We start from the raw sequence: 13,977 nt of genomic DNA on the forward strand, positions 1-13,977 counted from the left end.
CTTTACGGAACGCGGATGAGCAGCGCGTCGCCCTGGCCGCCACCACCACAGAGGGCGGCCGCGCCGAGGCCGCCACCGCGACGGCGGAGTTCGTGCACCAGGTGCACGGCGAGCCGCGCGCCGGACGCGCCGATCGGGTGACCGAGGGCGATGGCACCGCCGTCGACGTTCACCTTCTCCGGGTCGAGCCCGAGCTTGTCGGCCGAAACCAGGCCGACGGCGGCGAACGCCTCGTTGATCTCGACGAGGTCGAGCGCGTCCGCGGTCAGCTTCTCCTTGGCCAGCGCGGCCAGGATCGCGTTCGACGGCTGCTCGTGCAGGCTGGCGTCCGGACCGGCGACCACACCGTGCGCGCCGATCTCGGCGAGCGGGGTCAGGCCCAGCTCCTCGGCCTTGGCCTTGCTCGCGACGATGACCGCGGCCGCGCCGTCGGAGATCTGAGAAGCCGAGCCCGCGGTGATGGTGCCGTCGGAGGCGAAGGCGGGACGCAGCTTCGCGAGGCCTTCGGCGGTGGTGTCGGCACGGACGCCCTCGTCCTGGGAGAAGACGACCGGGTCGCCCTTGCGCTGCGGGATCGACACCGGCGCGATCTCGGCGTCGAAGCGACCCTCGGCGATCGCGGCGGCGGCACGCTGGTGCGAACGCGCGGAGAACTCGTCCTGCTGCTCACGGGTGAGCCCGTAGCGGCTGTTGTACTTCTCCGTCGAAGAGCCCATCGCGACCTGGTCGAAGGCGCAGAACAGACCGTCGTAGGCCATGTGGTCGACGAGGGTGGTGTCGCCGTACTTGAACCCGGAGCGGGACTTCGGCAGCAGATGCGGCGACTGGGTCATCGACTCCTGGCCACCGGCCACGATCAGGTCGAACTCGCCCGCGCGGATGAGCTGGTCGGCCAGCGCGATGGCGTCGAGACCGGAGAGGCAGACCTTGTTGATGGTCAGCGCCGGGACGCTCATCGGGATACCGGCGGCGACCGCGGCCTGACGGGCCGGGATCTGGCCCGCGCCGGCGGTGAGCACCTGGCCCATGATCGTGTACTGGACCGCGTCCGGGGAGACACCGGCCTGCTCCAGCGCCGCCTTGATGGCGAATCCGCCGAGTTGTGCGCCCGAGAAGTCCTTCAGGGAACCGAGCAATCGCCCGATCGGTGTACGGGCGGCACCCAGGATCACGGAACCGGACACGGCGTCCTCCAAGCATCGGCGCAAGGGCAAAGGGGGTCTTCGCGACCATACCCGGGTCGCGGGCCTCTTGATGGAGCCAGTGTGAGGCGGCGCACGCCGGTCCGCCCGCCCGCGGACCTATCCTGCTCTGCATGAACCAGGCGCTGAAACCGTTCGTGACGGCCATCGACCACGTCGGCATCGCGGTACCCGATCTCGACGCCGCGATCGCCTTCCACGCCGAGCATTTCGGCCTGGAGGTCGCGCACGAGGAGATCAACGAGGAGCAGGGTGTCCGCGAGGCGATGCTGCGCGCGCCGGGCACCGCCGGGACCGAGACCGCGATCCAGCTCCTCGCGCCGTTGCGCGAGGATTCCGCGATCGGCAAGTTCCTCGCGAAGAGCGGGCCCGGGCTGCAGCAGCTGGCGTACCGAGTGTCCGATGTGGACGCCGCGGCCGAAGCTCTGCGCGCACAGGGGCTTCGGCTGCTCTACGCCGAGGCGAAACGCGGCACGTCCAACAGCCGGGTGAACTTCGTCCACCCCAAGGACGCCGGCGGTGTGCTGGTGGAACTGGTCGAGCCCGCGAAGGACGGTCACTGACCCCGCGTCAACGCGGAGGCGATGAAGAGGACCTCGCGGTCGATCTCGGCGGGGTCCCCGTCCTCGGTGTGCCGCGCCGTCGCGTGACGGTGGCTGACCGCCCGCGCCAGCAGTCCCGAGGCGGAATCGACGTCGGCGATCGCGAGTTTGCCGCCGGTCGCGGCGACGATCACCGCCTTCACCTGCCGGACGAGCTGCTGGAACCGTTCGGCCAGCGCGTCGCGGACCGCGCGATGCGTATCGGCTTCCCGCCACAGCAGGTGTGAGAGCGCCAGCGACCGGTTGAACCGCCTGTCGAGTTCCACGACGAGGCCGCGCAGGCTGCCCGCGAGGTCGCCGGGGACCACCACGACGGCCGGTTCGATCCGGGCGTCGGGCAGTTCGGCGACCAGCGCGGCCAGCAGATCCGACTTGCGCCGGAAGTAGTAGTGCACGAGGCCTTTCGGCACGCCCGCCCGCTCCGCGATCCGCGAAGTGGGCGTGGCGTCGAAACCGGATTCGGCGAAGAGCGCCTCCGCGGCTCGCAGGATGCGCTGTTTCGCCGAATCCTCTTTCACGCCGTTCCCTCCCGGGTCAGTGCTGTCCCGCCGTCCTGTGCGTCGCCTGGGCGATCGGCATCGCCGCCGCCCCGGCCACCACGGTCAGGACGCCACCGATCCAAGCGGTCCAGGACGCGCCCATGAAGTCGGCGTATCCCATCACCCAGGGCGAAATGAACAGCAGCGCGCCCAGAACGATCTGGATGCCTTCGCCGTAGACCATGCCAGGCATCGCAAGCGACGCGAGACCGTCGAGGGCGACCAGGGCGCCGAGGACGACGAGCGTCCACATGGCGGTGTTGTCCGTGGTCATCCAGAGGGGTGAAAGCGCGACGACGACACCGATGACCACCTCCGCCCAGTCATGGGGACGGGTCCAAGGGCGCGTCGTGGGTTCGTTCATGCGTGCTCACCTCCGAATATCGGCTGAACCTGCAGGTCGGAGAGATCTCCACGTCCGATGGTCCGCTTGGTTGGCCGGCCGGTCAAGACCGGTCGATAACACTTCGGGATGTGGACGTGCTCCACGTCTCGTACAGTTGTGGACTTGGTTACCCGTGAGTAATTTGTGGCCCCAACGCCATGACCCCAATCGCGGAGGTTTCGATGTCGCAGCTCGGCGAGATCCAGCAGGCCATTCTGAACGATGACCTCGGCGCCGTGGCGTCGCTCGACGTGCCGGAGACCTATCGCGGGGTGACCGTGCACAAGGACGAGGCCGACATGTTCGAAGGCCTCGAAAGCCGGGACAAGGACCCGCGCAAATCGCTGCACGTGGACGAGGTCCCGGTGCCGGAGCTCGGCCCGGGCGAGGCGCTGGTCGCGGTCATGGCGAGCGCGATCAACTACAACACCGTCTGGACGTCGATCTTCGAACCGGTCTCGACGTTCAAGTTCCTGGAGCGCTACGGGCGGCTCTCGCCGCTGTCGAAGCGCCACGACCTGCCCTATCACGTCGTCGGCTCGGATCTGTCCGGCGTCGTGCTGCGCACCGGGCCCGGCGTGCACAACTGGAAGCCGGGCGACGAGGTCGTCGCGCACTGCCTCAACGTGGAACTCGAAGGCCCGGACGGGCACAACGACACGATGCTCGACTCCGAGCAGCGGATCTGGGGTTTCGAGACGAACTTCGGCGGACTCGCCGAGATCGCGCTCGTGAAGTCGAACCAGCTGATGCCGAAGCCGGATCACCTCACCTGGGAAGAGGCCGCCTCCCCCGGTCTGGTGAACTCCACGGCCTACCGCCAGCTCGTCTCACGCAACGGCGCCGACATGAAGCAGGGCGACATCGTCCTGATCTGGGGTGCTTCGGGTGGCCTCGGCTCCTACGCGACGCAGTACGCGCTCAACGGCGGCGCCATCCCGGTGTGCGTGGTCTCCAGCCCGGAAAAGGCGGAGATCTGCCGGAAGCTCGGCGCGGAGCTGATCATCGATCGCAACGCCGAGGGCTACAAGTTCTGGAAGGACGAGCACAACCAGGACCCGAAGGAGTGGCAGCGGTTCGGCAAGAAGATCCGCGAGCTGACCGGCGGCGAGGACCCGGACATCGTCTTCGAACACCCGGGCCGCGAAACCTTCGGCGCTTCCGTCTACGCCGCGCGCAAGGGCGGCACGATCGTCACGTGCGCGTCGACTTCGGGCTACCTGCACCAGTACGACAACCGCTACCTGTGGATGAACCTGAAGCGGATCGTCGGCAGCCACTTCGCGAACTACCGCGAGTCGTGGGAGGCGAACCGGCTGATCGCGAAAGGTCTGATCCACCCGACGCTGTCGAAGACCTACGCGCTCGAGGACACCGGACAGGCCGCGCTGGACGTCCACCGCAACGCGCATCAGGGCAAGGTCGGCGTGCTCGCCCTTGCGCCGGAAGAAGGTCTGGGTGTCCGGAACCACGAGCTGCGCGAAAAGCACATCGACGGCATCAACGCTTTCCGGAACGTTTAACGCGCCAGAACGCGCTTTCGCCGCGCGTTGCGTGGGTGCTCACCCTTCCGTGACTCCAGCTCGACTACGGTAGAAGGATGAGCCTTGGCGAGGAACGGGAGCTAGTGCCGCTGGGAGCCGGCTTCGACGTGGCGAAGCGCGGTTACAGCCGTGCACAGGTCGATGAACATCTCGAACGGCTTGACGCCGATCTGAAGATGCTCACCGCCGATCGCGATGCCGCCATCGCACAGGCGGGCGACCTGGCACGGCAGCTGGAGATCGCGCGCGGCGAGATCGCGGATCTGCGCGGGCAGGTCGACAGGCTCGCCCAGCCGCCGACGAGCGTCGAAGGCCTTTCCGAGCGGCTGCAGCGGATGTTGCGGCTCGCGCAGGACGAGGCCGCCGACACCAAGGCGCGCGCGGAAGCCGAAGCCGGGCACATCCGCGCCAAGGCCGAGACCGACGCGAGCGCCATGCGGGCCCGCTACGAGCAGCTGCTCAACGAGCTCGACCTCCGTCGCAAGGAGATGGAGGCCGAGCACCGCGGCGTGCTGGAGAAGGCCCGCGCCGAGGCGAAGGACATCACCGACAAGGCGAAGGCCGAGCGCGACAAGCTCGACGCCGAGGCGCAGCAGCGTCGCACCCAGGTCGAAGAGGACTTCGAGATCGCGATGGCGTCGCGGCGCACCGAGGCCATGCACGCGCTGGCCGAGCAGGAGGCCGCGAGCAAGGCCGAGGCCGCCCGCCGTGTCCGCGAGGCCACCGAGGACGCCGCCGCCATCCGCGCGAAGGTACTCGAAGAGGAGACGGCGGCCAAGGCCGACATCGAACGCCGTCAGCGCGAGTCCGTCGCCGACGCCAACAAGCGCAAGCAGGACTCGATCACCGAGGCCAACGCCCGGCTCGCCGAGGCGGCCGACGAGGCACGCCGCCGCGTCCGGCAGGCCACCGAAGAGTCCAACCGGCGGATCACGCAGGCCACCGAACGGGTCGAAGCGCTCCGCAAGGTGCGCTCCAGCCTGGCCGAGCAGGTCCGCGCCGCGCGGACCGCGCTCGCCGAGGCGACGCACGTGCTCGGCGACGAGCCGCATGTCCCGGCGGACCTGAAGGCGAAGCCGTCGCCCGACGCGGAAGCCACCGTGCAGCTCCGGACGGCCGATGTGCCGAAGGCCACATCAGGCGCGAAGGCTTCACCGCGACCTGCGGCAGCGCAGAAACCGACTGGCGAGTAACCTTTTCACCCGACCGTGCTCACGACGGCCTGCGGGGCCGCCGACGAGCGGTTATCGTCGCTGCTCGCACGCAGGTGCGGGCTGTCAGATCGGTGGAGGTTGCGGATGGCTGCATATCGGACCGTGGTCGTGGGCACGGACGGCTCGGATTCTTCGTTCGCCGCGGTCGACCGGGCGGCGGGCGTCGCCGGGGACTCCGGAGCGACCCTGGTCATCGTGTGCGCCTACTACCCCGCCAACAAGGGCGACGTGGAGAAGGCGCAGGACGTCCTCGGTGACGAGGCGTACCAGGTGGTGGGCTCGGCCCCGGCCGAGGACACCCTCCTGTCCGCCCGCGACCGGGCGGCGAAGGCCGGCGCCAAGAACATCGACACCGCCGCGGTGGTCGGCGACCCGGTCGACTCGCTGCGCAAGGTCGTCGCCGAGCGCTCCGCGGATCTGCTGGTGGTCGGCAACCGCGGGCTGAACACGCTCGCGGGCCGCATCCTCGGCTCCGTGCCGTCCGAAGTCGCGCGGAAGTCCGGGGTGGACGTGCTCATCGTCCACACCACCTGATGCCCGAACCCGGCGAGATCTCGCCCGACGCGCTGCAACAGCGTCTCGAACGGATCCTGCTCGGCGGGAAACGCAAATACACCCGGCTCGAAGTCGCCGAGAAGGCAGGCGTTCCCGAGGAACGCTCTCGGCGGCTTTGGCGTGCGCTGGGCTTCGCGACCGTCGATGACGACGAGGTCGTCTTCACCGACGCCGACATCGAGGCGATCCGCACGGCGGACCAGCTGATGAACTCGGGCCTGATCGACCCGGGCATCGAGCTCGCCGTGACGCGCGCGCTGGGCCAGCACCTTTCGCGGCTCGCGGAATGGCAGGTCCACATGCTGTGGACGATGATCACCGAGAACAAGGAGATCGGCAGCAGCGAACGCCAGATCGGGCGGCTCGTCGAACGGCTGCTGCCCGAGCTCGAGAAGGTGCAGGAGTTCGTCTGGCGCCGCCACCTCGCGGCCTACGCGGGCCGGGCGATGGCCATGCCGGACGAGGACCTCGAGGCCAGGACCGAGGTGGTCGGTTTCGTCGACATGGTCGGCTACACCCGGCTGACCAGGCAGGTCGACGAGGACGAGCTCACCGACATCCTCGACCGGTTCGAATCCGTCGCCACCGAGGTGATCGCCGACCATCACGGACGGATCGTGAAGATGATCGGCGACGAGGTGCTGTTCGTCGCCGATTCCGCCGTCGACGGCGCCGAGATCGCCCTCGCCCTGTCCGAACGCGCCGACGCGGACGAGACCCTGCCCGCCGTGCGCGCCGGCCTGGCGTCGGGACGGATCCTCAGCCGCTTCGGCGACGTCTACGGCTCGGTCGTGAACCTCGCCGCCCGCCTCACCTCGACCGCGCGGCCGGGCACCATCCTGGTGGACAAGGAACTCGCGACCGAACTCTCGGAGTTCCCGCAGTTCGAGGTCCGCACGCGGCGGCCGGTTTCGGTGCGCGGGTACAACCGGCTGCGGCCTTCGTCCCTGCGGCGGGCGCGGGACCGGCCTTCGGGCGTGTTCGCGTCTTCGCAGCAGCTCGCGGCGGAGATGCTGGGGCTGGCCGACGCCACTCCGGATCCGGCGCCCGCTTCGGACGAGGTCGAGGACGCCACCGCGGACTCGTTGCCGCCGCGGCCTCGGTCGAAGCGCCGGCGGCGCTGATCCCCTGCCGAGGGGAGCAAGGGACCTTTGCTACCACTTCCGCGAGCGAGCCGGTCGTGAGTGGCGATTCGGGTTAGAACACGAAACGCCACTCACGACCAGCGCGAGGTCAGGCGGGCAGCACGGCGTATTGCCGCACGTAGAGGTCGGTGTAGGTGACCGGGCCGCGCGGGCCGGGGACCTTGTCCAGGTTGATGCCGGTCTCGGGGACGGCGAGGAGCTTGAAGCCATCGAGCAGCCGGGTCGGGGCGTTCCAGAAGACGCCGGTGCCGGTGTACGCGTCGAAGAACGCGTCGGCGGCTTCGCTGCTTTCGGTCGCGATGCCGGCGGCCAGGCCCGAGGTCCGCTCGTTGGCGATCTCCGCCGCCTCGGGCAGGCCGGAGACCTTCTCGACGGTGACGGTCGCTTCGCGGTCGGAGTCGAGCGCCCATTCGTAGCCGATGGCGTGCTCGTGCGGGGCGAGCGACGGCGTGACGCCGCGTTCGGCCAGCGCGCCGGAGATGCCGGGCCACACGCGGTCGTGCGCGGCCTCGTGGATCAGCAGCAGGTTCAGCCGGTTGCAGACACCGAGCCGGTCGAGGCTGTTGAAGACCAGGTCGCGCACCTTGTCGGTGTCGGCCGCTTCGTCGATGTACAGCACGCCGCCGCCGTCGGCGTGGGCCAGCGTGCGGACGCCGTGGACGGCCGCCTCGGTGGCCAGCGCCCTGGTGCTGTCCCCGCTGCCGCGCAGGATGACCAGCGGCACGAGCGCGGGGAACCGGACCAGCGCGGAGGCCGCTTCCCGTTCGGCGCGCGGCACCAGCTGGATGACGTCCGGATCGATGCCCGCCTCGGAGAGCGCGGGGGCGATCACGGTCTCGCGCAGGCGCTGGGCCGAGCCGAGCGCGGCGGAGCCCGTGCGGAGCACGCCGCCGTTGCGCGACTTCACCAGCTGCGACGCGACGTCGACCGTGACGTTCGGGCGCGCCTCGTAGTTCGCCCCGATCACGCCGACCGGACGGCGGCGCTCCACCAGCCGCAGCCCTCCGTCCAAAGTGGACACGTCGACGGACCGCTCCTGATGCGGCGCTCCCGCCAGGAGACGGAGCTGTTCGGCCATGCCGGTCAGCCGCTCGGGGGTGATGGTGAGCCGGTCGAGCAGGCCCGCGCTCATCCCGTCTTCGCGCGCCTTGGCGATGTCGGCCTGGTTCGCCTCGAGCACGACGTCGGCGTGCTCGACGAGCTTGTCCGCCATGGCGTTCAGCGCCGCGTCGATCGCTTCCGGGGAGGCCGCGGCCAGCGACGGCGCGGCCCGTTTCGCCGATCGAGCGCATTCCTCGACGGCCTTGGCGACCTCGTCCATCTGCTGACTCCTTCCGCACGGAACGAGCCATCAGTCTGCCGTACCGCCCCGGTCAGGCGACGGTCGGCTCCAGCAGCCACAACCCGCCCGCGAAGAGACAGCTCACCGTCAGGACGGCCATCACCAGCACCCACAGCACCGCGGGCATCCCGGTGAGCCTGCCGAGCTGGTCGGCGTCGGAATCCCTCGCCGCTCCCCGGCGCCGCTTGATCTGCAGCTCGACCACCGGCCGGACACCACCGAACAGCAGGAACCAGGTCAGCAGGTAGACGAAGATCGCCTGGAACCACGACGGCGCCACCAGCGCGACCAGCCCGAGCACCACCGAGCTGGCGATCACGGTGAACACCCCGTAGGTGTTGCGCACCATCACCAGCACACCCAGCAGCATCAGCGCCATCACGACCAGCACGACGGTGATCAGGTCCGACGAGAGCAGCCCCGCGAACACCAGCCCGAGCACCGCGGCCGCCGGATACCCGGCCAGCGCGGTGAACGCCATCCCCGGCCCCTCCGGTTTGCCGCGGGAGACGGTGACGCCGGAGGTGTCCGAGTGCAGCTTGATGCCCTGCAGCCGTCGTCCGACCAGCACCGCCGCCAGCGCGTGGCCCGCCTCGTGGACGAGCGTGATCAGGTTGCGGGCGAGCCGCCAAGGCCTGCCCGAGAGCACCACGAGCAGTGCGAGACCACCGGTGACCAGGGTGATCGTGCCGGGCGGAGTGGACTGGGCGATGTCGGAAACCGTTTCGGCGGGAGACGAGCTCACCTCACCAGCTCACCACAGGCCGGATATGTCCCGTGTCAGGCGGTCATGGAACCTCCGATCCCCCGCGTGCGAAACTCCGGGGCGTTGCGCAGGGCGAAGGCCACCCAGCTGCGGAACGGCCGCCAGACCGCGGAAAGCTCCTCCAGCTCCTCGGGCGGAGCCTCCGGCAGGTCGTACGCGGCCCGCATGGCCTCCTGCAACCGCGGCTCGCCGGTGGGGAAGACGTCGGGATGCCCGGCGCCCCGGATCAGGATCAGCTGTGCCGAGAACGGGCCGATCCCCGGCAAGAGCTGCAGCCAGCGCAACGCGTCCGGCACCGGCATCGCACGCAGGTACGCGGCGTCGAGCAGACCGTCCTTGGCGGCGTTGGCCACCGCGCGCAACCGCCCGGCCTTCACCTCCGGGAGCCCGCGCCCGGCTTCGGGCCCGGCCAGCACGTCCGGCGCCGGGAACGACCTGAGAACCTGCCCGCCGACGTCCACCGGCCTGCCGAACTCCTCGGCCAGCCGCCTTTTCACGGTGGCGGCCTGCGACATCCGCGTCCGATGGCTCAGGATCGCCCAGCAGGCCGCTTCATAGGGCGAATGGAACAGCACGGGGCGCAACCCGGGATGCTCCCGCTGCAGGCGGCGCACCACCGGATCCGCCGTGCCGATCTTGGCGAAGCCGACGCCGTCGACGTCCACCGAGAGGATCCGCCGGACCTGGGCGCCGACCTCGACGGCGAGCCCTTCTTCGGCGAAGACCTCCACCTCGATCGTGCCGGGCGATCTCTGTCTGACGGCCGCACCGACATGCTCCCAACCCGCTTCGGCGGGAAAGGCGAAGCGCAGGGTGCCGGGCTCGGCGGCGGCGTCCGCGCGGCACGCGGGCGGGAAGTCGGTCAGGAAGCGGATGGACTTGTCGAGGTCGAACGGGCCGCGCACCGGGATGCGAAGCGTGGTCGACGCGGGGTGCTGCAGGATCGAGCCGGTCATTTTCGGGCTCCTTCGGCTGGGGAACGGCGACTCCCTCCGACGTTAGAGACGGGCACCGACAGTTTCGGGTCGCGGCGGCGGGAATGTCGCGAACGGACCGGTCATGGCAGATTCTCGGGTGGACACCGTGAAGGGAGCAGCCATGCCGGACCAACGCGAACGTCTGAAGAGCCTCTTGCGGCCGGGTATCACGACCACCGGCGAGGGCGAGGGATTCCTTGATCTGCTGGGAGAAATCCCGCAAGCGGGGCCGCCGACCGGGCTCGCACAGCGGCTCATGCGCACCTCCGCCGTGCCGATGATCTACGAGCGGTACTGGCGCCCGACGCTGGGCAGGGTCGCGAAAGGACTGAACGGCCCGAGCATGGCCGACGAGGTCCGCATCGCGCTCGAAGCGCTCGGCCTGCGCCCCGGGCAGGTCGCGCTGGACGTCGCCTGTGGCACCGGCCGGTTCACGAGGGCCTTCGGTGAGGCCGTCGGCCCGGACGGGCTCTCCATCGGCCTCGACGGTTCGGTCACCATGCTGGAGAAGGCGCTCGCCGCGCCCAATCCCGCTTCGGTGACGTATCTGCGCGCCGACGCCGTCGACCTGCCGCTGGACGATTCCACTGTGGACGCGGTCTGCTGTTTCGCCGCGCTGCACATGTTCGCCGACCCGGACGCCGCCTTGGATTCGTTCGCTCGCGTGCTGAAACCCGGCGGCTCGCTGGTGATGCTGACGAGCGCCCGGCACGGCGATCAGCCGATGCGGCTGGCGGACACCGTCCTCGGCAGGCTGAGCGGACAGCGGATGTTCGACCGCGGCGAGATCGCGGCGAAACTGTTCCGCCGCGGCTTCGACCACGTCGACGAGCGGTACTCCGGCGTCACGCAGATCGTCACGGGCGAGCTAGGAGTTAACATCCGGAAATGATCCGCTCTGAGCACGCTTCGCCGATCCCGCCCGACGACAGCTACCTCCGTTCACTGGTCGAAGCGACCGCGGACGCCGTCGCCGCGGCCGAACCACTCGGCTCGCCCCATGACGGCGCGGACGCCGCCACACGGGACGCCGTCGTCGCCGAGATCGACGCGCTGGGGGCGGAATTGGTGGAGTTGAGCCAAGACCTGCACGCTAACCCCGAAGAGGGTTTCGCCGAGCACCGCTCGGTCCGCGCGCTCGGCGAGCTGCTCCGGCGGCACGGCCACGAGGTGACGATCGGCGCGGGCGGACTGGACACCGCCCTGGTCGCGAGCACCCCCGGCAGCGGCCCGCATATCGCGGTCCTGTCCGAATACGACGCGCTCCCGGGGCTCGGCCACGGCTGCGGGCACAACGTCATCTGCACCGCCGGCGCGGGCGGCTTCCTCGGCGCGGCCGCGGTCGCCGCACGGCTGGGCGGCCGGGTCTCACTGATCGGCACACCGGCGGAGGAAGGCGGTGGCGGCAAGGAGACCATGGCCCGCGCCGGTGTTTTCGACGACATCGACGCCGTGCTCATGCTGCACCCGTTCAGCCACGACATCGCCATGCACCCGTTCCTCGGCAGGCGGCAGCTGGAAATGGTGTTCCACGGTGTCGGCGCGCACGCGTCGGCTCAGCCGTTCATGGGGCGCAACGCGCTCGACGCCGCCGTCGCCGCGTACCAGGGTGTCGCGGCGCTTCGGCAGCATCTGCCCTCCAGTGACCGTGTCCACGGCGTCTTCACCGACGGCGGCGCACGGCCGAACGTCGTCCCCGAACGCGCGGCGCTGCTGTTCTATCTCCGGTCCGCGCAGCCGGACACGCTGCGCGACCTCGCCGAGCGGGTTTCGGCGGTCGCGCGCGGCGCGGCGGAGATGACCGGCTGCGGAGTCGAACTCAGGTGGGACGCCCAGCCCGCGTATCTGCCGATCCGGTTCAACACCACGCTCGCCGGACGCTGGTCGGTGCATCAGGTCGACGCCGGCCGCAAACCGCTGCCGCCGGGGATCGTGCCCGAGTTCCTCACCGGTTCGACGGATCTCGGCAACCTTTCGTACCGGATGCCCGCGATCCACCCGATGATCGCCATCGCCGGACCGACGACCGCCTTGCACACCAAGGAGTTCGCGGCCGCGGCCGGTTCCCCGGACGGCGATCGCGCGGTCGTCGACGGGGCGCTGGGGCTGGCGCTGACGGCCGTCGACTACCTGGCCGACGCGAAACTCCGCGCCGCAGTGCACGACGAGTTCGAGGCTTCAGGCGGAGCGTTGGACGTGCCTGCCTTCTTCGACTGAGTTTTCTCAGGTAATTCTTCTCAGGAAAGCACAGGGGGATTCCACAGGCGGTTCACAAGTACGGGCGCGAATCTTGTTCCATGACCGAGAACGAGAGTCGGCCAGGCCCCGCCTCAACCGGTGGGCACCAGCCGCCGCACCAGCAGCAGTACCCCGGTTACACCCCTTGGCAGGCCGCGCCGAATCCACTCGTCACCCCGCCACCGCGCAAGAAGGGCGGCCGGGTCGCCGTCCTCGTCAGCGCGACGGCACTCGCCGCCGCACTCGTCGGCGGGGTCGGCGGCGCCGCGATCATGGGGCTCGGCTCCACGTCGTCGGCGTCGGGCACGGGTTCGTCCGCGGTCGCCAACGGGCAACTGGTCGGGAACAACACTTCGGGTGACGTCAGCGGGGTCGCCGCGAAGGTGACGCCGAGCGTCGTGCAGGTGAACGTGACCACCGCGCAGGGTGAGGCCGTCGGCTCCGGCGTCATCCTGACGGCGGACGGGCGCATCCTCACCAACGCCCACGTCGTCGCGGACGCCGAGGGAGACGTGACCGTCACGTTGTCCGACGGCAAGCAGTACAAGGCGAGCGTGGTCGGCGCCGACACGAAGGCCGACATCGCCGTGCTCCAGGCGAAGAACGCGAGCGGGCTGACCGCGGCCTCGCTCGGCGATTCCAGCAAGCTCGCCGTCGGCCAGCAGGTCGTCGCGATCGGTTCGCCCGGTGGGCTCCAGAACACCGTGACCACCGGGATCGTGAGCGCGCTGAACCGCAAGCTCGACGAGTTGAGCAGCGGCCAGGAACGGCGCTCGCCCTACAGCAGGACCACGAACGAAGCCGGGCCGAGCTACACCGCGATCCAGACCGACGCCCCGATCAACCAGGGCAACTCGGGCGGCGCGCTGGTGGACGCGCAGGGGAACGTCATCGGCATCAACTCGGCGCTGTACAACCCGGCCTCGACCGGCAGCATCGGCATCGGTTTCGCGATCCCCATCAACGACGCGAAGAAGATCGTCGAGCAGATCGTCGGCTGACCCCGCCGTCTGGACCGCTGTCAGGGGGCGGCCCAGCAGGCACAGTCCGTGAAGGCCTCCTTTAGCAAGGAGGCCTTCACGGGCTTTCAGAGTTCGTACGTGAGGGTGAAGGTGTGGTTGCCCTCGTCGTCCTGGACGATCTCCGCCGTTCCGGTGATGCCGGTCAGCTCACCGTGGCCGGAGCCCGGCAAGACGATCAGGTGATGCCCGTTCTCCCCCGCCGAGTGATGCAGGACGAAGCCACCCTTGCGCCCGCCGACGGAGACGGCCAGCCGCTCGAAGGCGACGTACGCCGACGACGTCTCGTTCACCGCCGTGAGCATCTCGACGGCACTGGTGCCTTCGATGTCGCCGGTGAACGTCTTGGTCAGGAGCACCCTCGAGAACTCGGTGCCTTCGGCCTTCTCGGCGGCTTGGGGATCCCAGCCGTCCACGGTGAACGACGCAGTCGCGCTGTTGGTCATGGC

The 13,977-nt window shown here is 69.8% G+C and carries 15 protein-coding genes; 8 read left to right on the forward strand and 7 right to left on the reverse strand.

From position 1 onward, the window contains the following. Positions 1-2: 2 nt before the first annotated feature. Entirely contained in the window at positions 3-1,184 is a 1,182-nt protein-coding gene (locus AB8M46_RS02875; protein ID WP_037341726.1) for an acetyl-CoA C-acetyltransferase, read from the reverse strand. Positions 1,185-1,315: 131 nt separating this feature from the next. Here AB8M46_RS02875 and mce point away from each other — a divergent pair, with 131 nt between their 5' ends. Further along, entirely contained in the window at positions 1,316-1,765 is a 450-nt protein-coding gene (gene mce, locus AB8M46_RS02880; protein ID WP_016336653.1) for a methylmalonyl-CoA epimerase, read from the forward strand. Here the strand turns inward: mce and AB8M46_RS02885 are convergent. Both AB8M46_RS02885 and AB8M46_RS02890 read right to left on the reverse strand, forming a co-directional pair. Continuing rightward, on the reverse strand, positions 1,759-2,322 hold the full coding sequence (locus AB8M46_RS02885) for a TetR/AcrR family transcriptional regulator (RefSeq protein WP_037341723.1): 564 nt from the start codon (positions 2,320-2,322) through the stop codon (positions 1,759-1,761). The genes mce and AB8M46_RS02885 overlap by 7 nt on opposite strands. 16 nt (positions 2,323-2,338) lie before the next feature. Further along, complete coding sequence (locus AB8M46_RS02890) at positions 2,339-2,707, reverse strand: SPW repeat protein (protein ID WP_037341721.1); 369 nt, start codon at positions 2,705-2,707, stop codon at positions 2,339-2,341. 203 nt (positions 2,708-2,910) lie between these two features. Between AB8M46_RS02890 and ccrA the strand changes: the two genes are divergently transcribed. The 4 genes from ccrA to AB8M46_RS02910 all read left to right on the forward strand — a co-directional run bounded on the left by ccrA (position 2,911) and on the right by AB8M46_RS02910 (position 7,165). Continuing rightward, the gene (gene ccrA / locus AB8M46_RS02895; protein ID WP_037341718.1) at positions 2,911-4,251 is read left to right on the forward strand and encodes a crotonyl-CoA carboxylase/reductase; all 1,341 of its coding nucleotides are present in this window, start codon (positions 2,911-2,913) and stop codon (positions 4,249-4,251) included. Between the two features lie 104 nt (positions 4,252-4,355). After that, positions 4,356-5,465: a chromosome segregation protein gene (locus tag AB8M46_RS02900; RefSeq protein ID WP_037341716.1), complete on the forward strand. Its 1,110-nt coding sequence runs from the start codon at positions 4,356-4,358 to the stop codon at positions 5,463-5,465. A gap of 105 nt (positions 5,466-5,570) precedes the next feature. Then, entirely contained in the window at positions 5,571-6,020 is a 450-nt protein-coding gene (locus AB8M46_RS02905; protein WP_037341714.1) for a universal stress protein, read from the forward strand. Then, complete coding sequence (locus tag AB8M46_RS02910) at positions 6,020-7,165, forward strand: adenylate/guanylate cyclase domain-containing protein (RefSeq protein WP_394359473.1); 1,146 nt, start codon at positions 6,020-6,022, stop codon at positions 7,163-7,165. Before AB8M46_RS02905 ends, AB8M46_RS02910 begins: the two co-directional genes overlap by 1 nt. 109 nt (positions 7,166-7,274) lie before the next feature. Here the strand turns inward: AB8M46_RS02910 and AB8M46_RS02915 are convergent, their stop codons facing one another. From AB8M46_RS02915 to AB8M46_RS02925, 3 genes are read right to left on the reverse strand one after another with little or no spacing between them, the layout of a single operon-like run. Next, entirely contained in the window at positions 7,275-8,507 is a 1,233-nt protein-coding gene (locus tag AB8M46_RS02915; protein WP_125734628.1) for an aldehyde dehydrogenase family protein, read from the reverse strand. A gap of 52 nt (positions 8,508-8,559) precedes the next feature. After that, positions 8,560-9,273, reverse strand: coding sequence for a M50 family metallopeptidase (locus AB8M46_RS02920; RefSeq protein ID WP_037341700.1), 714 nt, complete (start codon positions 9,271-9,273; stop codon positions 8,560-8,562). A 35-nt stretch (positions 9,274-9,308) separates the two neighbouring features. After that, positions 9,309-10,250: a DNA-3-methyladenine glycosylase gene (locus tag AB8M46_RS02925; protein WP_052120804.1), complete on the reverse strand. Its 942-nt coding sequence runs from the start codon at positions 10,248-10,250 to the stop codon at positions 9,309-9,311. Positions 10,251-10,392: 142 nt separating this feature from the next. Here AB8M46_RS02925 and AB8M46_RS02930 point away from each other — a divergent pair, with 142 nt between their 5' ends. From AB8M46_RS02930 to AB8M46_RS02940, 3 genes are all read left to right on the forward strand, one after another. Further along, the gene (locus tag AB8M46_RS02930; protein WP_378424715.1) at positions 10,393-11,163 is read left to right on the forward strand and encodes a class I SAM-dependent methyltransferase; all 771 of its coding nucleotides are present in this window, start codon (positions 10,393-10,395) and stop codon (positions 11,161-11,163) included. Next, positions 11,160-12,488, forward strand: coding sequence for a M20 family metallopeptidase (locus AB8M46_RS02935; RefSeq protein WP_394359474.1), 1,329 nt, complete (start codon positions 11,160-11,162; stop codon positions 12,486-12,488). Before AB8M46_RS02930 ends, AB8M46_RS02935 begins: the two co-directional genes overlap by 4 nt. Before the next feature lie 80 nt (positions 12,489-12,568). Then, positions 12,569-13,510, forward strand: coding sequence for a S1C family serine protease (locus AB8M46_RS02940; protein WP_037341693.1), 942 nt, complete (start codon positions 12,569-12,571; stop codon positions 13,508-13,510). An 86-nt stretch (positions 13,511-13,596) separates the two neighbouring features. On the opposite strand, the gene AB8M46_RS02945 is transcribed toward AB8M46_RS02940, so the two are convergent. Beyond that, a complete protein-coding gene (locus AB8M46_RS02945; protein WP_394359475.1) occupies positions 13,597-13,974 on the reverse strand; it encodes a DUF3224 domain-containing protein in 378 nt (125 codons plus the stop codon). Between the last annotated feature and the right edge of the window lie 3 nt (positions 13,975-13,977).

It is taken from the genome of Amycolatopsis sp. SB7-3 (assembly GCF_041021335.1).
GTDB lineage: Bacteria > Actinomycetota > Actinomycetes > Mycobacteriales > Pseudonocardiaceae > Amycolatopsis > Amycolatopsis japonica.